The sequence below is a fragment of the Methylobacterium sp. Ger2507 genome (genome assembly GCF_055231875.1).
The window spans coordinates 3,245,521-3,269,253 of sequence record NZ_JBUYVC010000001.1; the positions used below are offsets into that span (position 1 = coordinate 3,245,521).

Annotated in this window: 21 protein-coding genes and 1 tRNA gene; 15 read left to right on the forward strand and 7 right to left on the reverse strand. The window is 69.5% G+C overall.

Annotated elements, in window-relative coordinates:
* Nucleotides 1-41: 41 nt before the first annotated feature.
* The 6 genes from ACV7NL_RS15040 to ACV7NL_RS15065 form a co-directional block, all read right to left on the reverse strand.
* Nucleotides 42-1,133 carry a BMP family ABC transporter substrate-binding protein gene (locus ACV7NL_RS15040; RefSeq protein WP_463356088.1) on the reverse strand — a complete coding sequence of 364 codons (1,092 nt, stop codon included), beginning with the start codon at nt 1,131-1,133 and terminating at the stop codon, nt 42-44.
* A gap of 28 nt (nt 1,134-1,161) precedes the next feature.
* Nucleotides 1,162-2,103 (reverse strand): ABC transporter permease, encoded by a 942-nt coding sequence (locus tag ACV7NL_RS15045; RefSeq protein ID WP_247636988.1) that lies wholly within the window; start codon nt 2,101-2,103, stop codon nt 1,162-1,164.
* Nucleotides 2,100-3,176 (reverse strand): ABC transporter permease, encoded by a 1,077-nt coding sequence (locus ACV7NL_RS15050; RefSeq protein WP_463356089.1) that lies wholly within the window; start codon nt 3,174-3,176, stop codon nt 2,100-2,102. Before ACV7NL_RS15050 ends, ACV7NL_RS15045 begins: the two co-directional genes overlap by 4 nt.
* A complete protein-coding gene (locus tag ACV7NL_RS15055; protein WP_463356090.1) occupies nt 3,166-4,770 on the reverse strand; it encodes an ABC transporter ATP-binding protein in 1,605 nt (534 codons plus the stop codon). Before ACV7NL_RS15055 ends, ACV7NL_RS15050 begins: the two co-directional genes overlap by 11 nt.
* Before the next feature lies 1 nt (nt 4,771).
* Nucleotides 4,772-6,133 (reverse strand): 8-oxoguanine deaminase, encoded by a 1,362-nt coding sequence (locus ACV7NL_RS15060; protein WP_247636991.1) that lies wholly within the window; start codon nt 6,131-6,133, stop codon nt 4,772-4,774.
* Between the two features lie 174 nt (nt 6,134-6,307).
* Complete coding sequence (locus tag ACV7NL_RS15065; protein WP_056190580.1) at nt 6,308-7,306, reverse strand: hypothetical protein; 999 nt, start codon at nt 7,304-7,306, stop codon at nt 6,308-6,310.
* A gap of 578 nt (nt 7,307-7,884) precedes the next feature.
* Between ACV7NL_RS15065 and ACV7NL_RS15070 the strand changes: the two genes are divergently transcribed.
* The 5 genes from ACV7NL_RS15070 to hpxZ all read left to right on the forward strand — a co-directional run bounded on the left by ACV7NL_RS15070 (nt 7,885) and on the right by hpxZ (nt 12,329).
* Entirely contained in the window at nt 7,885-8,559 is a 675-nt protein-coding gene (locus tag ACV7NL_RS15070) for a cysteine hydrolase family protein (RefSeq protein ID WP_056190582.1), read from the forward strand.
* An 86-nt stretch (nt 8,560-8,645) separates the two neighbouring features.
* Nucleotides 8,646-10,262, forward strand: coding sequence for a regulator (locus tag ACV7NL_RS15075; protein WP_463356091.1), 1,617 nt, complete (start codon nt 8,646-8,648; stop codon nt 10,260-10,262).
* 56 nt (nt 10,263-10,318) lie between these two features.
* Complete coding sequence (locus ACV7NL_RS15080) at nt 10,319-10,519, forward strand: DUF4089 domain-containing protein (protein ID WP_056190587.1); 201 nt, start codon at nt 10,319-10,321, stop codon at nt 10,517-10,519.
* A 41-nt stretch (nt 10,520-10,560) separates the two neighbouring features.
* On the forward strand, nt 10,561-11,937 hold the full coding sequence (locus ACV7NL_RS15085; protein WP_463357136.1) for an AtzE family amidohydrolase: 1,377 nt from the start codon (nt 10,561-10,563) through the stop codon (nt 11,935-11,937).
* An 11-nt stretch (nt 11,938-11,948) separates the two neighbouring features.
* Complete coding sequence (gene hpxZ, locus ACV7NL_RS15090) at nt 11,949-12,329, forward strand: oxalurate catabolism protein HpxZ (protein WP_056480768.1); 381 nt, start codon at nt 11,949-11,951, stop codon at nt 12,327-12,329.
* A gap of 15 nt (nt 12,330-12,344) precedes the next feature.
* Here hpxZ and ACV7NL_RS15095 read toward each other — a convergent pair whose 3' ends face one another.
* Nucleotides 12,345-12,971, reverse strand: coding sequence for a hypothetical protein (locus ACV7NL_RS15095; protein ID WP_463356092.1), 627 nt, complete (start codon nt 12,969-12,971; stop codon nt 12,345-12,347).
* A 272-nt stretch (nt 12,972-13,243) separates the two neighbouring features.
* Between ACV7NL_RS15095 and rfbC the strand changes: the two genes are divergently transcribed.
* The 10 genes from rfbC to bcsA all read left to right on the forward strand — a co-directional run bounded on the left by rfbC (nt 13,244) and on the right by bcsA (nt 23,716).
* Nucleotides 13,244-13,798, forward strand: a complete 555-nt coding sequence (gene rfbC / locus ACV7NL_RS15100) for a dTDP-4-dehydrorhamnose 3,5-epimerase (protein WP_463356093.1) — start codon at nt 13,244-13,246, stop codon at nt 13,796-13,798.
* A 91-nt stretch (nt 13,799-13,889) separates the two neighbouring features.
* Nucleotides 13,890-14,963: a dTDP-glucose 4,6-dehydratase gene (gene rfbB, locus ACV7NL_RS15105; protein WP_463356034.1), complete on the forward strand. Its 1,074-nt coding sequence runs from the start codon at nt 13,890-13,892 to the stop codon at nt 14,961-14,963.
* A gap of 39 nt (nt 14,964-15,002) precedes the next feature.
* The gene (gene rfbD / locus ACV7NL_RS15110; RefSeq protein WP_463357135.1) at nt 15,003-15,911 is read left to right on the forward strand and encodes a dTDP-4-dehydrorhamnose reductase; all 909 of its coding nucleotides are present in this window, start codon (nt 15,003-15,005) and stop codon (nt 15,909-15,911) included.
* Nucleotides 15,908-16,798: a glucose-1-phosphate thymidylyltransferase RfbA gene (rfbA, locus tag ACV7NL_RS15115; protein WP_463356033.1), complete on the forward strand. Its 891-nt coding sequence runs from the start codon at nt 15,908-15,910 to the stop codon at nt 16,796-16,798. The genes rfbD and rfbA overlap by 4 nt, the downstream gene beginning before the upstream one ends.
* Nucleotides 16,799-16,916: 118 nt before the next feature.
* Nucleotides 16,917-17,234, forward strand: coding sequence for a hypothetical protein (locus ACV7NL_RS15120; protein WP_056190599.1), 318 nt, complete (start codon nt 16,917-16,919; stop codon nt 17,232-17,234).
* 183 nt (nt 17,235-17,417) lie between these two features.
* Nucleotides 17,418-17,491 (forward strand) — tRNA-Gln (locus ACV7NL_RS15125).
* A 104-nt stretch (nt 17,492-17,595) separates the two neighbouring features.
* Nucleotides 17,596-17,802 carry a DUF6538 domain-containing protein gene (locus ACV7NL_RS15130; RefSeq protein WP_463357137.1) on the forward strand — a complete coding sequence of 69 codons (207 nt, stop codon included), beginning with the start codon at nt 17,596-17,598 and terminating at the stop codon, nt 17,800-17,802.
* 793 nt (nt 17,803-18,595) lie between these two features.
* The gene (locus ACV7NL_RS15135) at nt 18,596-20,059 is read left to right on the forward strand and encodes a PDC sensor domain-containing protein (RefSeq protein WP_463356094.1); all 1,464 of its coding nucleotides are present in this window, start codon (nt 18,596-18,598) and stop codon (nt 20,057-20,059) included.
* A 442-nt stretch (nt 20,060-20,501) separates the two neighbouring features.
* Complete coding sequence (gene bcsS / locus ACV7NL_RS15140; RefSeq protein WP_056190718.1) at nt 20,502-21,227, forward strand: cellulose biosynthesis protein BcsS; 726 nt, start codon at nt 20,502-20,504, stop codon at nt 21,225-21,227.
* Nucleotides 21,228-21,322: 95 nt separating this feature from the next.
* On the forward strand, nt 21,323-23,716 hold the full coding sequence (bcsA, locus tag ACV7NL_RS15145) for a UDP-forming cellulose synthase catalytic subunit (protein ID WP_463356095.1): 2,394 nt from the start codon (nt 21,323-21,325) through the stop codon (nt 23,714-23,716).
* Nucleotides 23,717-23,733 lie beyond the last annotated feature (17 nt).

Sequence of the window (23,733 nt, forward strand, 5' to 3'; positions counted from 1 at the left end):
CGCCGGTTCCTCGCTCCCCCACGGGTCGGTTCGCGACGGCCCTAGCGCGGCAGCGTGTCGGCGATGCCCTTCACGTACCAGTTCATGCCGAGGATCATCGGGTCGGGGGCGTTCTCGCCGGCCTTCACCGCCTCGGTGCCGTCCTGCTTGAAGACGGGGCCGTGGAAGGGCAGGAGCGTGCCGTTCGCGATCGCCGTCTTGGTGGCCTCGGCCTGGGCCTTCACGTCGTCGGGCATGTTGGCGAAGGGCGCCAGCACGACCATGCCGTCCTTGATGCCGCCCCAGGTGTCGTGGCTCTTCCAGGTGCCGTCCAGGACGGCCTTGGCCTCGCCGATGACGTAGCTGTCCCAGTCGTCGACGATCGAGGTGAGCTGGGCCTTCGGGGCGAAACGCATCTGGTCCGAGGATTGTCCGAAGGCGAGCTTGCCCTGCTTCTCGGCCTCCTGCAACGGCGCAGCGGAATCGGTGTGCTGCGACAGGATGTCGGCGCCCTGGGCCAGCAGCGCCTTGGCGGCCTCGGCCTCCTTGCCCGGGTCGAACCAGGTGTTGACCCAGACGATCTTGATCTTGATGTCGGGGTTCACCGACTGGGCGCCGAGCATGAAGGCGTTGATGCCGCTCACCACCTCGGGGATCGGGAACGAGGCGATGTAGCCCAGCGTGCCCGTCTTCGAGAGGCGCCCGGCGATCACCCCGCAGACGTAGCGGCCCTCGTAGAAGCGGGCCGAGTAGGTCGAGACGTTGGGCGCGCGCTTGTAGCCGGTGGCGTGCTCGAACTTCACCTTGGGGAACTTCTTGGCGACCTTCAGGGTCGGCTCCATGAAGCCGAACGAGGTGGTGAAGACCAGGCCGTAGCCGGAGCGGGCGAAGCTCTCGATGGACCGCTCGCTGTCGGCCTCCGGCACGTTCTCGAGGAAGCTGGTCTCGACCTTGTCGCCCAGCGCGGCGGCGAGGGCCTTGCGGCTCTGGTCGTGCTGGTACGAGTAGCCGTAATCGGCCACCGGCCCGACATAGACGAAGCCGACCTTCAGCTTCTCGCCGGGCTTCTTCTCCTGCGCGTGCGCGTCCGGGGCCTGCGCGGCCCCAAATGCGAGGGCGAGAACGGCCACCAGGGCACCCTGCACGATCCGCATCGTTCCGATATCCTTCCAGAATGCACGTCTACCGGTGCGGGGTGAAGACGCGGCCGAGGGCCGCCGGGGCGAGGGAGCCGCCCTGGCGCCTGCCGAGGGAGAGCAAGACCAGGGCCAGGATGGTGGCGAGGTAGGGCAGGGCGGAGAGGAGTTGCCCCGGCAGGCCGAGGCCGGCCGCCTGGGCATTGAGCTGGAGCACCGTGGCGCCGCCGAACAGCAGGGCGCCGGCCACCGCCCGGAGCGGATTCCAGGAGGCGAAGACCACGAGGGCCAGGGCGATCCAGCCGCGCCCGGCCGTCATCGCGGGCGCCCAGAACGGGGTGTAGGACAGCGACAGGTAGGCCCCGGCCAGCCCCGCGCAGGCACCGCCGAACAGCACCGCGAGGACGCGCACCTTGCGGACCTGCAGGCCCAGCGCGTGGGTGGCGGTGTGGTCGTCGCCGATGGCCCGCAGGATCAGGCCGGCGCGGGTGCGCCACAGGAACCACCACACCCCGGCCGCCAGCGCGAAGGCGAAGTAGACGAAGCCGTCCTGCCCGAAGAGCAGGCCGCCGAGGCCGGGCAGATCGGTAAGACCCGGCACGGACAGGTGCGGGGCCGGATCGCGCTTGAGGCCGACATAGGAGGCGCCGACGAGGCCCGAGAGCCCGAGCCCCAGGATCGTCATGGCGAGGCCGGAGGCGACCTGATTGGCGCTCAGCACCACCGTGAGAAGTCCGAACAGGGCCGAGAGGGCGAGGCCCGCCCCGGCCCCCGCCAGCGCGCCGAGCAGCGTCGAGCCGGTCTCCACCGCCACCGCGAAACCGGCGGCGGCGCCCAGCACCATCATGCCCTCGACGCCGAGGTTGAGCACGCCCGCGCGCTCGGCGACGAGTTCGCCGAGCGCCGCGATCATCAGCGGGGTGGCGGCGGCCACGATGGTGATGAGCACCATCTGGACGATATCGAGGCTGACGCCGTGGATGGTCATGCGGTCGCTCCCGGCACGAGGCGGACCCGGTAGCGCGACAGGGCGTCGGCCCCGAGCACCAGGGCGAGCAGCAGGCCCTGGAAGGCCCGCGTCAGGTCGAGGGGGAGCTTCAGGTCGATCTGGGCGCCCTCGCCCCCGATGGTGGTGAGGGCGATGACCAGGGCCGCCACCAGGATTCCCATCGGGGACAGCCGCCCGAGGAACGCCACGATGATGGCGGTGAAGCCGTAGCCCGGCGAGATCGACGGCTGGAGTTGGCCGATCCGGCCCGCCACCTCGCAGATTCCGGCCAGTCCCGCGGCGCCCCCGGAGACGGCGAAGACCGCGAGCGTCAGGCGCCCGTCGCTGAAGCCGGCGAAGCGCGCCGCGCGCGGGCTCGCCCCCACCACCCGCACGGTGAAGCCGAACAGGGTGCGGCCGAGAACCAGGGTCGCGAGGACCACCACCGCCACCGCGATGGCGACGCCGGCATGGAGGGTGCCGCCCTCCATCAGGTAGGGCAGGCGGGCGGCGTCATCGAAGGTGACGCTCTGGGGAAAGTTGAAGCCGGCCGGATCGCGCAGCGGGCCGCGCGCCATGTAGTCGAGCAGCAGTTCGGCCACGTAGACCAGCATCAGGCTGGTGAGGATCTCGGAGACGCCGAGGCGCACCTTGAGGAGGGCCGGGATCAGCCCGTAGAGCATGCCGGCCCCCGTGCCGACGAGGAGCATCAGGGGCAGCACCCAGAGGGGATCGCCGGGCGATCCGTGGGTGGCGACGCCGATCCAGCCGCCGAACAGGCCGCCGACGACGAACTGTCCCTCGGCCCCGATATTCCAGATGTTGGCGCGGTAGCAGAAGGCCAGGCCGGTGGCGATGAGGGCGAGCGGCGCGGCCTTGACGGCCACCTCCTGCAGCGACCAGACCTCGCTCAGGGGCGCCACGAAGTAGGTGACGAAGGCGGTGGCCGGCGAGCGGCCCATGACGGCCACCACGAGCCCGCCCACCACCAGCGCGGCCAGGAAGGCCAGGATGGGCGAGAGCGCGTCCATCAGGGCCGACCGGTTGGTGCGCGGGGTCAGGTCAATGCGCATGGGCCGGCTCCCGGGCGTGATCCGGCGCGCCCGCCACCGAACCCTCGGCGGCTTCCGCGGGGTTCGCCCCGCCCATGCGCAGCCCCAAGGCCTCGCGGGTGGTCTCGGCGGCCGGCACCGGCGGCGACAGGGTGCCGTCGTGCAGCACGGCGATGCGGCCGGCGATCTCGAACAATTCGTCGAGGTCCTGGCTGATCACCAGCACGGCGGCGCCGCGGGAAGCGAGATCGAGGAGCGCCTGCCGGATATGGGCGGCCGCGAGGGCGTCGACGCCCCAGGTCGGCTGGTTGACCACGAGGATGCCGGGCTCGGCCAGGATCTCGCGCCCCATCAGGTATTTCTGCAGGTTGCCGCCCGACAGCGTTCCGGCGGCGGGATCGGGTCCCGCCTTGCGCACGTCGAAGGCCGCGATCACGTCCCGGGCCAGGGCCTTGGCGGTGGCGCGGCGCAGGACTCCGAAGCGGCTCAGGCCTGCGGTGGCGTGGCGCGACAGGATCGCGTTGTCGGACAGGCTCAGGGTCGGGGCCGCGCCGTGGCCGTTGCGCTCCTCCGGCACGAAACCGGCGCCGCCCCGCCGCCGGGCGGTGATGCCGAGGCGCCCCGAAGCGACGCCGTCGAACCGCACCATGCCGGCCTCCGGCGCCAGGGTCTCGCCCGAGAGGGCATCGAACAGCTCCGCCTGCCCGTTGCCGGCGATCCCCGCGAGGCCGACGATCTCGCCGCCGCGCACGCTCAAGGAGACGCCGTCGAGGGCGGTGCCGTGCAGGCCGGGGGCGGGGAGGGTGAGCCCGGTCAGGACCAGGCGCTCCGGCCCGGTCGCCACGTCGGAAGGTGGCTTCACCTCACGCACCTGGACGCCCACCATCATGGCGGCGAGGGACCGGGCGGTCTCGGCGCGGGGGTCGCAGGCCCCCACCACCCGGCCGCCGCGCAGGATGGTGGCACGCGCGCACAGCCGGCGCACCTCGTCGAGGCGGTGCGAGATGTAGAGCAGCGCCCGGCCCTCGTCGCGCAGGCGCTCCAGCACGGTGAACAGCAATTCGGCCTCGCCCGGGGTCAGCACCGAGGTCGGCTCGTCGAGGATCACGAGCTTGGGGTCCTGCAGCAGGCAGCGGATGATCTCGATGCGCTGGCGCTCGCCGGCCGAGAGCGACCAGACCGGCCGGTCAGGGTCGAGGTGCAGGCCGTAGGTCGACCCGACCTCCGCGATCCGGGCCTTCAGGGTCCGGCCGCTCAGACCCTTGGGCATCACCAGCGCGATGTTCTCGGCGACCGTCAGGTTCTCGCAGAGCGAAAAGTGCTGGAACACCATGCCGATGCCCAGCGCGCGGGCGGCCTCCGGATGGGCGAGGCGCACGACGTCGCCCCGATGGGTCACCACCCCCTCGGTGGGCTCCAGGAGCCCGTACAGGATCTTCATCAGGGTCGACTTGCCGGCGCCGTTCTCGCCCAGCAGGGCGTGGATCTCGCCGGCCCGGATCTCGAGATCGATGCCGTCATTGGCCGTGAAGGCGCCGAAGCGCTTGACGATGCCATAGGCGCCGAAGAGGGGTGTCGGCCCCTCCGTGCGGACAGGGGGGACGACGGGGACCACGCTAGAGCGCTCCGAACAGCGCGTGGGCGAGGCGGGTATGGGCCTCGCGCAACTGGCCGGTCTCGATCCCGAGGGGCTGGCCGTCGATGACCCGCCAGGAGCCTGCCACCATCACCCGGTCGGCCCGGTGGGCGCCGCACAGTACCAGGGCCGCGAGGGGATCGTGCGCGCCGGAAAAGCGCAGCTCGTCGAGGGTGAACAGGGCCAGATCCGCCTCGCAGCCCTCCGCGATCCGGCCGATGTCGCTGCGCCCGAGGCAGGCGGCGGAGCCCTCGGTCGCCCAGCGCAGGGCGTCGAGATGGGTGACGGCCTCGGCGCCGTAGGTCAGGCGATTGATCATCAGGGCGTGGCGCACGCCCTCCATCAGGTTCGAACTGTCGTTGGAGGCCGAGCCGTCGACCCCGAGGCCGACGGGCGAGCCGGCCGCCTCCAATTCGCAGGTCCGGCACTGGCCCGAGGCCAGGGTCATGTTCGAGGTCGGGCAGTGGCACACGCCGACGCCGGCCGCACCGAGGCGCTTCACCTCCGCGTCGTTGAAGTGGATGCCGTGGGCGAGCCAGGTGCGCGGCCCCATCCAGCCCACCTCCTCGAGGTAGTCCACCGGGCGCTGGCCGAACATCGCGACGCAGTAGCGGTCCTCGTCCAGCGTCTCGCCGAGATGGGTGTGCAGGCGGCAATCGTGGGCGTCCGCCAGGGCCGCGCTCTCGCGCATCAGCCGCTTGGTGACGTTGAAGGGCGAGCACGGGGCCAGCCCGATCTGCACCATCGCGCCCGGTTTGGGGTCGTGGAACAGACGCAGCACCCGCTCGCTATCGGCCAGAATGGTGTCGTCGTCCTGCGTCAGGCATTCGGGCGGCAGGCCGCCGTCGCGCACCGACAAGCTCATCGAACCGCGGGTGACGAAGGCCCGGATACCGAGGGGGCCGGCCTCCTCGACCTGGATGTCGACGGAGGATTCGAGGCCCTTGGGGAACAGGTAATGGTGGTCGCCGGCCGTGGTGCAGCCGGAGAGCAGCAGCTCGGTATAGGCAAGCCGGGTGGCCAGCCGGAACGCCTCGGGGGTGATCCTGTCCCAGACCGTGTAGAGCGCTTTCAGCCACGGGAAGAGCGGCTTGTTGATCGCCACCGGGTGGGCGCGGGTGAGCGTCTGGAAGAAGTGGTGGTGGGTGTTGATGAGGCCGGGCACGACCACGTGGCGGCTGGCGTCGAAGGTCTCGTGGACGGGCGCGGCGGGCGTGCCGCCCGCGGGCACGCGCTCGACGATGCGGGTACCTGCGACGACGAGGCCGCCGCCGGAATCCAGCGCCAGGATCGCCAGCGGGTTGCGGATCCAGACTCGTCGCGTCGCGGGGGTTTCGACCATGCTGATCCGGTGTTCCCTCGGTGCGGACCGGCCCTCACCCTGGCCCGCCCGGAAATCGGGAGGCCGGACGGCGGTCCGGCCTCGTCGTTCAGGTCATGGTCTGCAGACCTCGCCTGCAGACCATCGATCAAGGTGCCTGTCCTGTGAGAAGGCGCCTGCCGTTGGAGCCTACCCTTAGAACACGTGGAAGGAGACGCCGGCCAGGAAGCTCTTCTCTTCGGTCCCCTTGAAGTTGGCGCGCTCGACGTTGCCGAATTTGTTGAGCCAGTATTGGAAGCCGATGAAGACGTCGACCCGGTTCGGCTGGTTGTAAATCAGCTTGCCGACATCGAGGACCAGGTTGGTCCGCGACAGGAATTCGAGGCCCGTCTTCGGGTTGGAGGCGAAGGCGGACGGATCGCTCACGCCACGCCCCTTGGGCAGGACGATGTTGTTGAAGCCCGCGATGCTGAGCGGCAGGCCCGTGAAGGCCAGCGGGAAGCTGTAGACGATTTCGAATTCCGGGACCGTGTTGAAGCTGGTATCCCGGTTCGGGGCGACGTTGAAGCCGTTGCGATTCCACTCCTTGTAGGCATGGACCGAGGCGCTGAGGAAGCCGGCCGGGACGTCGAAGGCAAAGTTCAGGCCGCCGACCACGTCGCGCTTCTTGGAGCCGAAGGCGTCGTTCTGCGCATTGGCATCGAAGCCGAAGGCGAGCGACACATCCTTGATGATGCCGGGCACCACGAAGGCCTTCGTCCCCGTCAGGGCGTTCAGGCTCAAGGTTCCGCGATAAAGGCCGTAGGCCTCGGTGTTCCCGTATTCGAAGTAGGTCGGCACGCCGAAACCATCGGTGGTGCCCGCCGGGAACTGCGACCCCGACTTCAGGATGTCGAGGGTGAAGAAGTTGGTGCCGTAGGCCCAGGCATCCGCATGCGAGAGGTTGAGGATGTGCTTGGGCGCGTCCTGGTTGCGGAAGCTGCCGTCGGACCGCTGGACCTGGGCGCCGGGACTGGCAGCCGGGAACTGGTAGCGGTAGCTGATCTGCGTATCGGAGAACAGGAAGAACCCGGACGGCACCACCACGGGTGCGATCGGCGCCTTCTCCTTGGTGAGGTCTGCGGCCAGGGCCGGCACCAGGGCGGCGAGGCTCAGCGTGGCAGCCAGCAGCGGTCGTGTGAATGTCGTGATCATCGATAACGTCCCCCTCGGATTTAAGCATCCGTTGGGGCAAATGACCGCAACCGATGTGCCATCCGGCCGGCCCGTCCACGCAACCAGGCGGGGTGATACAAAAATGCAACAATCCTGGCGCGCTCCCCTACGGAAACGGACCTGCGCCGTCCCGCACACCGGGCCGCTCGCGCCCTGGAAACGCCACGCGCCAAATGATAGTCGGACCAGATGGTCTAATTTCTAGCCAGGGTTGCATTATCGTTAGGCATTGGAGCGTCCACGGCTCGAGCGTCCATGGCCTCGTGGCACGCGCCCCGGACCGTCCGTTCCGCGGCGTCCCGGCCGGCTGGCGAAGGCACCGGGTCGCGTGGACTGCCCCCCCCCCCGCGTGTCCCGGCGGACAGGTCCCGTCACGCTGGGCGCGCCGCGGGGCGGACAAGCGCGGCGCAACCTGCACGGCAAGGATGCAGCGCCGCGCATCATTTGGGCGTGTCTCCGGCAGAGCTTGGATCCATGATCACCGGAGATTCGAGATCGGGGCCGGACACGACGCCGCCCCGCCCGGGTCGAGACTCCTCCGGCCCGGTGCCCCGATCATGCGTCCAGTCATCGCGGCCGAACCTGCCCCTGCCTCCTTCGATCCGGCGACCACCGCGCTGGTGATCATCGACATGCAGCGGGACTTCCTGGAGCCCGGCGGCTTCGGCGAGACCCTCGGCAACGACGTGAGCCTGCTGCAGACGGCGGTGCCGCCGATCCGGTCGGTGCTGGCCGCCGCACGAAACGCCGGCCTCCTCATCGTGCATACGCGGGAGGGCCATAAGCCCGACCTCTCCGATGCGCCGCCGGCCAAGCTGGAACGAGGGACGCCCACCGCGCGCATCGGCGCGCCGGGTCCGATGGGCCGCATCCTGATCCGCGGCGAACCGGGTCACGGCATCGTGCCCGAACTGGCGCCGATCCGGGGCGAGGTGGTCATCGATAAGCCCGGGAAGGGCGCCTTCTACGCCACCGATCTGGGGGCCGTCCTGTCGGCCCGCCGGATCGCGACCCTGCTGGTCTGCGGGGTCACCACCGAGGTCTGCGTGCACACGACCATCCGCGAGGGCAACGACCGCGGCTATCGCTGCATCGCGATCGGCGATGGCTGCGCCTCCTACTGCCCTGAATTCCACCGAGTCGGCCTCGCGATGATCGCCGCCCAAGGCGGGATCTTCGGCTGGGTCACGTCCTCGGATGCGGTGGTCGAAGCCCTCGCCGGCGCGCGCTAGGCGCGGGCGCAGCCCCGGTCTCACGACGCGACCGGATCATCGCCCCGGCACGCGGGCGCGGCATACCAGCAGGAAGGACCTCGATCATGGCGGCGGGCGCGGACGGAACGGGGCCAGCGACATCCGGTATCGGGCGACGCCACGGGCCGAGCCTGTGGGTGCCGGGGGATTGGAACGCCTTCTTCGGCTTCGGCACCAACATCCTGGTCAACCTCCTGGTGCTCACCGGCCTGCTGCGCTTCGTGCTGGGCATGCCCGACGCCATCACGTTCGGGCGCATCCTGCCGGCCATCGGACTGATGCTCTGCCTCTCCACCGCCTATTACGGCTGGCTCGCCTATCGCCTCGCCGCGGCGACCGGGCGCAACGACGTCTGCGCGCTGCCCTCCGGCATCAGCGTGCCGCACATGTTCATCGTGGTCTTCGTGATCATGCTGCCGATCAAGCTCGCCACCGGCGATCCGGTGAAAGCTTGGGAGGCGGGGCTCGCCTGGGTCTTTATCCAGAGCTTCATCCTGATGATCGGCGGCTTTGCCGCCCCGGCAATCCGCCGGATCACCCCGCGGGCGGCGCTGCTCGGCACGCTCGCCGGGGTCTCCGTCACCTTCATCGCCATGCGCCCGGCGCTCGAACTCATCACCACGCCGGTGATCGGCGTGGTGGCCTTCGCCATCATCCTGCTCGCCTGGTTCGGGGGCCTGCGCTATCCCGGCCGCCTGCCGGCGGGCCTCGTTGCCATCCTGTTCGGGATGGGAATCGCCTGGGGCGCCAAGCTGTTCGGCCTCGACATCGGCGGGGTGAGCGGCCCCGGCCTCGCGGCGGCGCTCCACGGCATCGGCTTCTCGGTGCCATTGCCGGCTCTCGGCCACGTGTTCTCGGGCTTCGACTTCATCGGGATCATCCTGGTCACCGCGATCCCGTTCGGCATCTACGACCTCGTGGAGGCCATGGACAACGTCGAGAGCGCCGAGGTGGCGGGCGACCCCTATCCCACCACCCGCGTGCTCACGGCCGACGGCGTCGTCAGCCTGATCGGCTGCCTGATGGGCAACCCCTTCATCAATGCGGTCTATATCGGCCATCCGGGCTGGAAGGCGATGGGCGGGCGGATCGGCTATTCCTTCGCCACCGGGGCGGTGATCCTGCTGCTGTGCTGGCTCAACCTGGTCTCGCTGCTGTCCAGCCTCGTGCCCGTGGTCGCGATCGCCCCGATCCTGCTCTACATCGGCATGCTGATCGGCGCGCAGGCCTTCCAGGAGACGCCGCAATCCCATGCGCCGGCCATCGTGCTCGCCTTCGCGCCCCATCTGGCGGCCTGGGCCAAGACCTTGATCGATGGGGCGCTGGGTGCGGCCGGCACCAGTGCCGCCGCGGTGGGCCTCGACAAGCTCGGGCAGGCCGGCGTGCTCTATGCCGGCCTCGGCATCCTCGGCGAAGGCGCGATTCTGGGCGGGCTCGTCCTCGGGGCCATCACGGTGTTCATCATCGAGCAGGCCTTCGCCAAAGCGGCGGCCTTCGCCCTGGCGGGGGCGGTCCTCACCTTCTTCGGCTTCATGCACGGACCGGCGGTCGGCGTGGCGGTGACGCCCGGCCTGGCGCTTGCTTACGCGATGGTGGCGGCCTTGCTCTACGCCGCGTCCCGCTCCCTGGCGGCCGCGCCGTCGACCCCGCCCGCGACTCACGCCGCCGCGGCGGCAGAATAGATCCCCGTCCGCGCGGCGTCCCGGCGGCACGAAAAAACATCACTGGGAGAAAGCTCATGTCGGAGCGCAACGAACCGCCGACCGGCGGCCTCGATGCCTACATCGAAGCGGCGGCCGGGCTGCTCGCCATTCCTCTCGATCCGACTTGGATCGGCGCCATCGGCAGCAACCTCGCGGTCCTGCGCGCGGCCGCGGCCCATGTGGCCGAATTCCCCCTGGCCGACGCGGTGGACGCCGCCCCGGTCTACGAGGCATGAGCCGCATGGAGGGTGTGGAGCAGGCCCGCGATCCGGGCACCATGACGGCCGAGGCGCTGGCGGGCGCATTTCGCGACGGCACGCTGAGCGCGCGCACCATCGTGGCGGCCTGCCTGGCGCGGATCGCGCGCGTCGACGGCGCGGTCAACGCCTTCACGGATGTGCTACCCGAACGCGCCGCGGCCCGCGCCGAGGCCCTGGACGCGGCCCGTGCCCGCGGTGAACCCCTCGGGCCGCTCGCGGGCGTGCCCTTCGCGGTCAAGAACCTGTTCGACATCGCCGGCCTGCCGACACGGGCGGGATCGACGATCAACCGCGCGCGGGCGCCTGCGTCGCGCGACGCCGCCCTGATCCGCCGCATGGAGGCGGCCGGCGCCATCCTGGTCGGCGGCCTCAACATGGGCGAATACGCCTACGACTTCACCGGCGAGAACGTGCATGACGGGTCGACCCGCAACCCGCACGCCCTCGGCCACATGTCCGGGGGCTCGTCCGGCGGGTCCGGCGGCGCCATCGGGGCGGGGCTGGTGCCGATCACCCTCGGCTCGGACACCAACGGATCGATCCGGGTGCCCTCGGCCTTCTGCGGCTGTTTCGGCCTCAAGCCCACTTACGGCCGCCTGACCCGGGCCGGCAGCTTTCCCTTCGTGGGCAGCCTCGACCATCTCGGGCCCATGGCCCGCAGCGTCAGGGATCTCGCCCTCGGCTACGACGCGATGCAGGGGCCGGACCCGGACGACCCGGTCGCCACCACGCGGCCGGCCGAGTTCACCGCCTCCCGCCTCGCAGACGGCCTCGGCACCCTGCGCGTCGCGGTGGCGGGCGGCTATTTCGCGCGCGGCGGCGATGCCGAGGCGTTCGAGGCCGTGGCGACCGTCGCCCGGGCGCTGGATGCGACGCGCGAAATCGAGATTCCGCAAGCGGCCCGCGCCCGGGCGGCGGCCTACCTCATCACCGCCGCCGAGGGGGCCGCCCTCCATCTCGACCGCCTGCGGACGCGGGGCCAGGATTTCGACCCGGCAGTGCGCGACCGCCTGATCGCCGGGGCGATGATCCCGGCCCCGATGGTCGAACGTGCCCAGCGCTTCCGCCGCTGGTACCGGGCGGCCGTGCTCGATCTGTTCCGCGAGGTCGACGTCATCCTGGCACCCGCCACGCCGTGCCGCGCCCCCCGCTCGGGCCAGACCACCTTCGTGCTCGACGGGGTGACCCTGCCGGTGCGGGCCAATATCGGGGTGTTCACCCAGCCGATCTCGTTCATCGGCCTGCCGGTGGTGGCGGTGCCGGTGCGCCTCGACGCGGGCCTGCCGCTCGGCGTCCAGGTCATCGCCGCACCCTGGCGCGAGGACGTCGCCCTGCGGATCGCGTACCACCTCGAGCGGGCGGGCGTCGCCCGGGCCCCCGTGGCGAACCTGTGAGCCGACCCCCGATGATCATCGACGATCCGGCCGTGAAGGCCGAGGTGGAAGCCGCCTTCGCGGCCTACGAGGCGGCACTGGTGGGCAACGACGTCCCGACGCTGGAGGCGCTGTTCCACGACGATCCCCGCACCATCCGGTATGGCGGGGCCGAGAACCTCTACGGCATGGAGGCGATCCGGGCCTTCCGCCGGGCGCGCTCTTCCGAGGGCCTCGCCCGCGACCTCCGGGACACCGTGATCACCACCTACGGCGCCGATACGGGGATCGCCATGACGCTGTTCACCCGGTCAAGCGCTCCCGGGCGCATCGGACGCCAGAGCCAAACCTGGATCCGCTTCCCCGGCGGCTGGAAGGTGGTCGCGGCCCATGTGAGCGTCATCGAGAGCTGACCGGGCGGCGTAGCTTCAGCTGTCCAGCGCCTTCGACAGCCGGCGCACGCGGCCGCCGCGCTTCTCGTAGGCGAAGAGCGAAGCGAGGGTGCGGTCGTCCGGCGCGATCTCTTCGATCGCATGCTCATCGCCCGAATGTGCCTCGCCCGAGTGTGCCTCACCGGAGTGTGCCTCGCCCGAATGCACCGCGATCCCATCCGCCGGGGGAGCCTCGTCGGCCGCGGCGTCCGGCACCGAGGGATGCGCTGGGGACAGGCGCAGGGTGGCGTGTTGAACCACCGCGCGGTCGCGCTCGATCTGCGCGGCCATGTCGGCCGCCACCCGGATCAGTGCCGTGGCGCCATCCCGGAACCGGAGTTCCACGGACAGGCTCGGGCCCTCACCCCCGAGCACGTCCAGGCCGACGCCCACGAGGGAAGCGGCCAGACCCAAGGGATTCGGCAAGGGACCGGTCGCCGCCAAGGCCTCGCGCAGGCCGCGGGCGATGCCGCTGCGCCGGGGCGCCGGGCGCTCCGGAATCGGCAGGACCAGCGCCTCCAGATCCTCGACGCCGCGCAGGCTTCCATCCGGAAGCCGAAAGAGGCCGAGTTCGTAGGAGGCCGAACCGGTGCCGCAGGATCCGGCGGTGACCTGAATCTCCATCGTCGCTCCTTATCCATCCGGGCGATCCTCCGGGGGAGGGGACGTCCGTGAGATCGAACCTTGGTTCCCGTGTCGCGACATCCTGTGTCGGAAACAGGGCCACCTTCTGCGGCGCGGTTCGGGGGCGGTCGATCCCGACTTGAATCCCGGATTGCATTCGGACGAAAAATCGCCTCGGCCCTTGACGGTCACCGGTGGAACCCCGCCTAGAACGCGTGCCATTCTGATGTCGCGGTTCTTCTCCGTTCGACGCCCCTGCTGAGGATCCGGGTATGCGCGTGATCGAGACGACCATTCCTGCGGTGCGGCGCGTGGTGCCGACGCGCTTCGGCGATGCGCGGGGCTGGTTCTCGGAGACCTACCGGGCGGACATCCTGGCCGCGAGCGGCATCGACGACGTCTTCATCCAGGACAACCAATCCTTCTCCGCCCCGCAGGGCACCGTGCGCGGCCTGCACTTCCAGCGCTCTCCGATGGCCCAGGCCAAGCTGATCCGCGTGCTGGCCGGCGCCATCCTGGACGTGGCCGTCGACCTGCGGCGCGCCTCGCCCACCTACGGCCGCCACGTGGCCGTGCGGCTCGACGCGGAGGGCGGCGAGCAGCTCTACATCCCGGTCGGCTTCGGGCACGGCTTCTGCACCCTGGAGCCCGACACCATGGTGGCCTACAAGGTCGCCGGCGGGGTCTACAGCCCCGAGCACGACGGCGGCCTGCTCTGGAACGATCCGGCGCTGGGCATCGATTGGCCGGTGACGGACGCCGACGCGCAGCTCTCGGCCAAGGACCGGATCGCCCCACGGCTGGCCGATCTTCCGCCGCTTTTCTGAAGCCTGTACAGGGGGGGACGCGGCCGGAGACGACAGCGCCGCACCGCCCGATCGTCCGCCCGTCCCGATTTCACGAGAGACCGTTCATCCCATGCGCATCCTGGTAACCGGCGGCTGCGGCTTCATCGGATCGGCCCTGGTGCTGCACCTGGTGCAGGATCTCGGACACGAGGTGGCCACCCTGGACGCGCTGACCTACGCGGCCAACCCGATCTCGCTCCAGCCCCTGGCCGACGATCCCCGCCACCGCCTGGTGGAAGCCGACATCTGCGACCCGAAGGCGGTCCACGCCCTCTACGCCGATTTCCGGCCCGAGGCCGTGATGCATCTGGCCGCCGAGAGCCACGTCGACCGCTCGATCACCGATCCGGGCGCCTTCATCCGCACCAACGTGGTCGGCACCCAGGTGATGCTCGACGGCGCCCGCAGCCATTGGGACGGGCTCTCGGGCACGGCCAGGGCGGGGTTCCGCTTCCTCCACGTCTCCACCGACGAGGTCTACGGCTCGCTGCCGCCGGACGGCTTCTTCACCGAAGACAGCCGCTACGATCCGCGCTCGCCCTACTCGGCCTCCAAGGCCGCCTCCGACCACCTGGCCCGCGCCTGGCACGAGACCTACGGCCTGCCGGTGCTGGTGACCAACTGCTCGAACAATTACGGCCCGCGCCACTTCCCCGAGAAGCTCATCCCCCTGATGATCCTCAACGCGCTCGAGGGCAAGCCGCTGCCGGTCTACGGCGACGGCCTCAACGAGCGCGACTGGATCCATGTCGAGGACCATGCCCGCGGCCTCGTGGCCGTGCTCGAGAAGGGGCGGCTCGGCGAGACCTACCTGCTCGGCGGGCGCTCGGTGCGCAACAACCTGGCCGTGGTCAAGGCGCTGTGCGCCGCCTTCGACCGCCTGCGCCCGGAGCACGCGCCCCACGACCGGCTCATCACCTCCGTCACCGATCGGCCCGGCCACGACCGGCGCTACGCCATCGACCCGTCCAAGGCCGAGGCCGAGGTGGGGTGGCACCCGACCAAGGACTTCGAGCAGGCGCTGGAGGAGACCGTGCGCTGGTATCTGGCCAACGAGTCCTGGTGGCGCCCGATCCGCGCGGGGCGCTACACCGGCGAGCGCCTCGGCCTCGGCGCGAGCGCATCGCCCGCCGGGCACGGGTGAGCCCGGCAGATGCCTGACCCCGTCAACATGCCTGAATCCATGAACATCCTGATCCTCGGCGGCGCCGGCCAGGTCGGCACCGAACTGCAGGCGCCCGGCCTCTGGGACCCGAGCGTGCGCCTGTACGCCCCGAGCCGCACCGAACTCGACGTCACCGACGCGGCTGCGATCGAGGCCGCCCTGGCGCAGCGCCCCTACGCGGCGGTGGTCAACACGGCCGCCTACACCGCCGTCGACCGGGCCGAGAGCGAGATCGCCGCGGCCTGGGCCCTGAACGCGGTGGCGCCGGCGCTCCTGGCCGCCGCCACCGCCCGGGCCGGCATCCCGCTCGTCCACGTCTCCACCGACTACGTCTTCGATGGCACCGGCACCGGCGCCTATCCCTCGGACGCGGCCGTGAACCCGCAGAGCGTCTACGGGGCCAGCAAGGCGGCCGGCGAGATCGCCGTGCGGGCGGCCAATCCGCGCCACGCCATCATCCGCACCGCCTGGGTGGTGAGCCCGCACCGGGGCAACTTCGTCAAGACGATGCTGCGCCTCGCCGCCGAGCGCGAGCGCCTGAGCGTGGTCGACGACCAGCACGGCTGCCCGACCAGCGCGGGCGACCTCGCCGCGGGGCTCGCGGTGGTCGCCCAGGCGCTGGCCACCGATCCGGCCGCGCCCACGGGCACGCATCACTACGTCAATGCCGGGGCCACGACCTGGTGTGGCTTTGCCCGCGCCATCATCGCCGGCAACGCCCGGCGCGGCGGGCGCTCCGTGCCGGTGGATGCGATCCCGACCTCCGCCTTCCCGACCCCGGCGCGGCGCCCGGCCAACTCGGTGCTCTCGACGGCGAGCCTGACGGCCGCCTACGGCCTGACGCCGCGACCCTGGGCCGAGGCCGTCGACGCCATCCTCGACCGACTGGTCGGCCCTGAACGGACACAGACGGAGACGCGGGCATGAAGGGGATCGTTCTGGCCGGCGGCACGGGCACGCGCCTGCACCCGGCCACCCTGTCGATCAACAAGCAGCTGCTGCCGGTCTACGACAAGCCGATGATCTACTATCCGGTCTCCGTGCTGATGCTGGCCGGCATCCGCGAGATCCTGATCATCTCCTCGCCCGAGCATCTCGACAACTACAAGCGCCTGTTCGGCACCGGCGAGCAGTTCGGCCTGTCCTTCAGCTACGCGGTCCAGCCCCGGCCGGAAGGACTGGCCCAGGCCTTCCTCATCGGGCGCGCGTTCGTCGGCGACGACAGCGTCGCCCTGGTGCTGGGCGACAACCTGTTCTTCGGCTCGGGCATGACCGAGTTGCTGCGCAGCGCCCGCGCCCGGACGACCGGCGCCACGGTGTTCGCCTACCATGTCGACAATCCGGCGGCTTACGGCGTCGTCACCCTCGACCCGGAGGGGCGTCCCCTGCGGCTCGTGGAGAAGCCGACGGAGCCCGAGAGCCCCTGGGCGGTGACGGGGCTGTACTTCTACGACAACCAGGTCCTCGACATCGCCGCCGCCGTGAAGCCCTCGGCGCGTGGCGAACTCGAGATCACCAGCATCAACGAGGCCTATCTCGAGCGGGGCCAGCTCCACGTGGAGCGGATGAGCCGCGGCTATGCCTGGCTCGATACCGGCACGCATGACAGCCTGCTGGAGGCGGCCGAGTTCGTGCGCACCCTGCAGCACCGCCAGGGCCTCCAGGTGGCCTGCCTGGAGGAGATCGCCTACCTGCAGGGCTTCATCGGCAAGGACCAGCTCATCGCCCGCGGCAACCTGTTCTCCAAGACCGCCTACGGCCAGAACCTGCTCAAGCTCGCCAAAGAAGATCAGGCCTCCCTCCTGGCACGGTGAGCAGCGCTTTTGCCGACCCGGTGAACGGACGGGATCCGCAGCGGAGAGGCGGATGTCCTGCGCCGCGGCGGACAGGGGGGTCTCCCCGAATCCGAGGGGGTCGGGTATAGGGACGGGCATGGACAACATCATCCGCCCCACCTTCGGCGCCCCGCGCCGCACGGAACAGACCGATCCGCGCCGCGTCCAGGTGCTGACGCAGCGGGTCTACGGCGAGGCTCACGGCTGCCGGGTCTGCCTCGTGCATGACGAGGCCGCCCCGGAGGGTGACGTCTACAAGGTGGTGGTCGGCTTCTTGACCGACGACGAGGTCAGCACGGTGGCGATCCTCCCGGCCACGCCGGAAGGCGAGACCGATTGCGAGATCGTCGCGCTGGCCATCCTGCGCACCCTCGGCATGATCGAGGCCCGCACCGAGCCACCCGGCATCGCCTGAGACCCGGGCCGGCGCCCCATGTCAGGGTAACGGACCCTATCACGGGCCGTCAGAAGCGGGGTTGCATCGGTCCGGAAAGCCATGCTATCGCCCCTGCACCGGAACGGACCGGGTCGAAACCGCCGGGCATCGCATCGGCGCAGACGCAAAAACCGGATCCATCCTCGTGCCACGCGGGGATCTTGGGGGATAGTTTAACGGTAGAACAGTGGACTCTGACTCCTCTAGTCCAGGTTCGAATCCTGGTCCCCCAGCCACTGTCAGAACTAAGTTACTCTCGGCATTCGATACTTCGCTGAGCCGCCCTGCGGTCTGAGCCCTTTGCTACACAGGCCGTCCCCACGGACGGCGGGAGCACGGTCTGGGTTCGGCCGCCAACGTCGTCCAGCGCGGACGCACTTCCCATTTCAGACGCCGGCTTCCAGCCGACCTGCGGCAGCGCCTCGGCCGCCACGAATTCGTGTGCAGTTCGGCACGAACGACCTCCGCACTGCCAAGCTTGGGGCCTGTCGGCTATACGTGGCCGCGGAAGAGCTGTTCTCGACTCTACGCGCCCTGCCGATGCTGACCGACGACCAACTCGCCCACCTCGTCCGCGACTTCTACGACACCATGCTGTCGGACGAAAACGCCGGCCGGCTTACCCGCGGACCGCTGCCTGAGTGCGGACGCGAAGCCCGCGTTAGGCAATACGCGACGATGGCCGCTCAAGGGTCGCGAGGCGCTGCCCGGCAACCGTCTCGACGAGGCGGCCTTCGCGGAGATGATGTTGAAGTGTCAGGGAATCGCAGTCTGGGATCTGACGCCTACAGAAGCCGCCAAAGCTTGCCCCTGACCCAGCAAACCGGTCCGCGCTGAGCGCAAGCTTTTCGGGCATCCTGAACCCTGAAGGAGGGTGGATGCCATGCTTCGCAAACGCTTCACGAATGAACAGGTCGCCTTCGCCCCGCATCAATTGAAGCTCCTCCCGATCATCGACGCCGGCGCGGGCAACGACGCCACTCCAGTCGAACGCGCTTGGGCGACCTCGTCGACGCGCTCGCGGCGCACGAAGCCGGGCGCAACCGGCTGGAGGACGAGGTCCTGGCCGTGCTCGACCACCGGCGCGTGCCGCTGCTGGCGGCCGCGGACGGGGGCGGGCTCGCCTGCGCCGCTGCCCCGAAGACGATGGAGCGTTGGACGAGCATGCCGAGGATGGCTGCACAGACCCCACACCGGAGGACTGAATTTTCCCCCGAGGGATACAAGTCTAAACCGGCGCACCCAACAGTAAGGTTTCGTTTACCATTTCCGATAATGACTCGTTAACCCATCTTCGACCCGCCGGTCGAATGCGGCACCTCCGCTCGTTTGGCAGGCCTATGCGTACCGGACTGTTTCCCTCCCTCCGCAGCCTGCTGGCCTTCCTGCTCCTCCTAGCCACGGTGTTCGGCGGGCTCGCCGTCCTGAGCACGAGCGATCGGGTGACCGGCAACCCCCGGCGCATTGAGGCCGAGTGGCGCGTCCAGGCGGACTTCGTTGCCGAACGCCTGGAAGGGGGCCTTCTAGCGGTCGAACGGGAACTGCTCTTCGCTGCACAGAGTCTGGCGATCCAGGCGCCCGGCGGTGATCCGGACGCGCCGGCGCGCCTGCTCGCGGCCTGGCAGCGGCTCCATCCCGAACTGGCCGACGCGCTCTTCGCCGACCGGGCTGGTGTGGTTCTGGCCGCCTCGCGTCGGAGCATCCAGGGGGCAGACGTCTCCAGCAGTCCTTGGTTCACCAAGGCGCTCTCGGGCTTGGTCGTCGGGGAGGCCGCGCAGGGAAGCCGGGCCGGAATCGGAGTCACCCGCAACCTCATCGTGGCGGCCCCCGTGGGCGAAGCCGGCGCTCCCCTCGGCATCGTCGCCGTCCAGCTCCCGCCCGAATGGACCGATGGAATCGTTGCCGGTGCCCGGCGCATGCTTCCGAACGGGGGGCGGGGCCTGTGGATCCGCGTCATGAACGGGTCGGGGCGCAGCCTCCACGACTCCGGTCCAGACGCGCAGGGCCCCGAAGTTCGGGCGACCGTCGGCGACGTCGAGCGGGGCGGCGTGGGATGGCTCGTGACCCTGCGCCCTCCCGAGACCGCGGCCCCGGCGCTTCCCCTTCTGGTCCTGCTCGGCGCCGGCCTGTTCGCGGCTGCGGTCGGCTGGCTCCTCGGCGGATGGGCGACATGCAGCCTCGACCTCGCCGAGGCGCTCTGCCGTCAGGAGGGCCAGAATCGGACGGTCGCGTTCCCCCTGACCCGCGACTTGAACCGCCTCACCGGGTCGATTCGCGCGGCCATCGAGCGGAGCATGGTGCGCGAGCGCCTGCTCCAAGAGAAACGCGCGGCCCTCGCGCGCAGCCGTGATCGGATCCGGGCCATCCGGTCCCTGTCGGGCTCGACCTGCTGGGAAATCGATCTCGCGACCGGGAAAGTCGTCTGGACGGACCGCGAGGATGAGCAGGGCGGGACCACGCCGGAGCGGGTCTGCAACCTTGAAGATGTACTCGCGCATGTCGAGCCCGAGGATCGCGCGATGATGAGCGACGCCCTCGGCACGGTTCAGGCCAAGCACGGGGCCGTCCGCGAAGTGATCGTACGGACCCGGTCGGGCGCGGAACGGATCTCCGGCCGCCGGCTCGCCTTCCGCCTCTCGGCGGTGGGGGGAGCCGGCACGGGCCGCATCTACGCCCTGAGCCGCGAGTACTTCGAGCCACTCCTGATCGCCCCGAGCGTCGAGTGCAGCGCGGTAAGCGTCGAGCGCCGCAGCCCGGGCCTGGCGCGGCCACGCCACGAAAGCGCGATTCGCCGCCTTGGCTGACCCTGCGGGATAGGGGACGCAAGGCCGGGAACGGCACCGAGCGGCTGGCGCGGCACGCGGCGCGCACGCGACCTCACGTCGAGCTTTGAGCCCGAAACTCTGCAGAAAGCTTCCAGATTTCGTCCGAACGTCATGGGCGTCGCGAAAACACCGTCCCGCGCTCCGAAATCAGTCCTCATGAAATGGGACGTGAAACGCTTAAATTCGATATTGAATCGCTAGCTACGCTGCTTTTCCATTCAATGGTCACAAGCACGGACTTCACGCACAGCGATGCTGCCGAAAACAGTCTTCGCACGCACCAGGGACGCCAGCCAAGGAACCTCGATTAACTGGCAATTAACTATACAGGCGCTTGATGATGTAGCGCGAAAAGAGGCGCAAATTTGCTACTTCTCGGGGTTCGGCACAAGTGTTCCACCGTCTCAGAAACGTGTCGTTCCTGCTCAGTGCACTGGCCGTGGCGCCGACCTCTCCCCGCGCGGCCGACTGGTATACGGGTGCCGCTCAGCCAGAAGTCGCGGGTGACGAATGGATCGTGGCCGTCGATGCCAGTGCGACCGTTACAACCAACAGCTCCGCTTTTGGAACGATCACGGCGACGATCGCGCCCGTCGGCAACCTCCTCAACGACGGTCTCCGCGTACGCCTGCAGGGCGTAGCCGGCACCTATTCCTATCCGGGCGCGGCAGTCCGTCAAACCGTCAATGGCGTTCAGCAGGAAGGCACGGTCCTGCTCGGCTACGAGTGGATCTGGCAGCAGGCGGCGCTGGCCGGCTACATCGGCATGAACGTGCGCAGCAACGAGCTCTCCATCCTGGACCCCGGCAATCCCGTGGTCGGCACGGGCCTGGGCGTGAAAGTGGCGGCGGACCTTTATGTGAACCCCACCGAGAACACGCTGTTCTCGGCCAATGCCTCCTACTCGACGCTGTTCAACGCCTATTACGCGCGCTTCCGCACCGGCGTTGCGGTGGTGCCGGGCGTCTTCGTCGGCCCCGAGGCCACACTCCTGGGCGACGAATTCTTCAACGGCTGGCGAGCCGGCGGCCATATCACCGGGTTCGCCATCGGTCCGATGAAGTTTTCGCTCGGGGCGGGCTACGCATTCGACCGTATTCGCAAGGGTGGATACTACACCAGCGTCGATGGTCGCATCGCATTCTGAGATCACGCTGGAGGTATGCCGCGCGGGCGGCATCCCATCATCCCATCCTTCCTTCGCCTAACCCATCCTTCCTTCGCCTAACGCGGAGTGGCCCCATGCCACCCTTTCTCGTCCGAACCATCTGGCTCGCCAGCGCCGCGGTGACCCTGCTGTTGCTGTCGCAACCTCTGGGAACGGACGTTCAGCTTGAGATGAGCCTCGGCGCCATTGCGGTCATGATCCTCCTGTGGCTGTTCGCCAAGGGGCGCACCGGGCGTCTGACCTTCCTTGCCATCGGCAGCCTCGTGGTGCTGCGCTACATCTATTGGCGCCTGTCGAGCACGCTGCCGCCTGTCAGTGATCTTCCGGGTTTCACGGCCGGCGTGATCCTGATCGCAGCGGAGCTCTACTGCTTCTACATCCTGGCGGTCAGCCTCGTGATCAACGCCGATCCCCTGCGGCGTCCCCCGCCCCCGCAGGATGCGGAAGACGACCTGCCGACCGTCGACATCTTCGTCCCGACCTACAACGAGGACCGGCACATCCTCGCGACGACACTCGCGGCCGCAAAATCCCTCGACTACCCGGCGCACAAGTTCACCGTCTGGCTCCTCGACGACGGCGGGACGGATCAGAAATGCGCGGATAGCGATCCCCGCAAGGCCGAGGAGGCGCGTGCGCGCCGCAAGGTCCTGCAGGCCCTCTGCGCGGATCTCGGGGTGTCCTACCTGACTCGACGGCGCAACCTCCACGCCAAGGCCGGAAACCTCAACAACGGCCTCCAGAACTCGATCAGCGAGATCGTCGTGGTCCTGGATGCGGACCACGTGCCCTTCCGCTCGTTCCTGCGCGACACGATCGGCCATTTCGGCGTGGATCCGAAGCTGTTCCTCGTGCAGACGCCGCACGCCTTTCTGAATCCCGACCCGATCGAGCGGAACTTGAAGACCTTCGAGCGGATGCCCTCCGAGAACGAGATGTTCTACGCGGTGGGGCAGTGCGGGCTCGACAAGTGGAACGGCTCGTTCTTCTGCGGCTCGGCCGCGCTGCTCCGGCGCAGCGCGCTGGACGAGGCGGGCGGTTTCTCCGGCATCACCATCACGGAGGATTGCGAGACCGCCTTCGAGCTGCATTCGCGGGGCTGGACCAGCCTCTACGTCGACAAGCCCCTGATCGCCGGCCTCCAGCCGGAGACCCTCTCGGCCTTCATCGGGCAGCGTTCGCGCTGGTGCCAGGGCATGCTGCAGATCATGCTTCTCAAGAACCCGCTCTTCAAGAGTGGGCTGAGGCCGATCCAGAGGCTCTGCTACCTGTCGAGCATGACGTTCTGGTTCTTCCCGCTCCCGCGCCTGATCTTCATGGCGGCTCCACTGCTGTACATCTTCTTCGACATGAAGATCGTCGTCGCCAACGTCGACGAGGCCATCGCCTACACAGCCACCTATATCGTCGTAAACCTGATGATGCAGAACTACCTCTACGGACGGGTACGCTGGCCCTTCGTCTCCGAACTGTACGAGTACGTGCAGGGCCTGTTCCTCATCAAGGCGACCGCCGCCGTCATCCTGTCGCCGCGCAAGCCGACCTTCAACGTGACGGCCAAGAACGTCAGCCTGGACCACGACCAGCTCTCCCCCCTGGCGCTGCCCTACTTCATCGTCTTCGCGGTCCTCTTCCTCGCTCAAGCCTTCGCTACCTACCGCTACAGCTTCGAGCCCGGCGTCACGAACCTGATGCTCGTAGTCGGCCTCTGGAACCTGTTCAATCTCATCACGGCCGGCGCCGCTCTGGGCGTCGCTACCGAGCGGCGTCAGACGGAGACGGCCCCCTCGCTGCCGGTCGACCGGCCTGCGGTGCTGAACCTCAACGGCACGACCACCGACGTCACCGTGGAGCGCATCTCCAGCGCCCGATGCCGGATCCGGATAGATGCGGTGGTTCCGATGCGCCGTAGCGACGACGGTTCGGTCGGCACCCTCGCGGCGACCCACCAGGGACACATGCCGCTCCTGAGTCATGCCCGGACGATCCCGGTGCGGGTGGCAGGAATCACCGCCGCCGGCGAGGAATCGATCTGCGACCTTGTCTTCGAGACCCTGACGCCCGGCAGCTACTTCGCCCTCGCGGACATCATGTACGGCGATGCCGACGCGATGGTCCGCTTCCAGCAACGCCGCCGCACCCACAAGGACATCCTGTCGGGGACCGGGCAGTTCATCGGCTGGGGTCTGTACGGACCGATCCGGGCCCTGGCCTGTCTGATGACGGGAACGGCACAGCGCCCTGTCGAGGAGGAGGCCCCGAAGGCCGCCGCCGCAGGCGCACGCCGCCGCGCCGCCGATTCGGACACGCAGGCGGCCCCCAGGCCGGCGGCCGCCGCGCCACCGGCCGACGGATCGCCGAGCTGGCTCCAGCTGATGGTCGAGACCGAGACCGGGCAGGACGAGGCGGAGCGCGGACGTCGGACCTCAGACCGGATGGTCGCTGCCCCGACGGGGCTGCGCAGCTGAGATGGCGCGACCGCAAG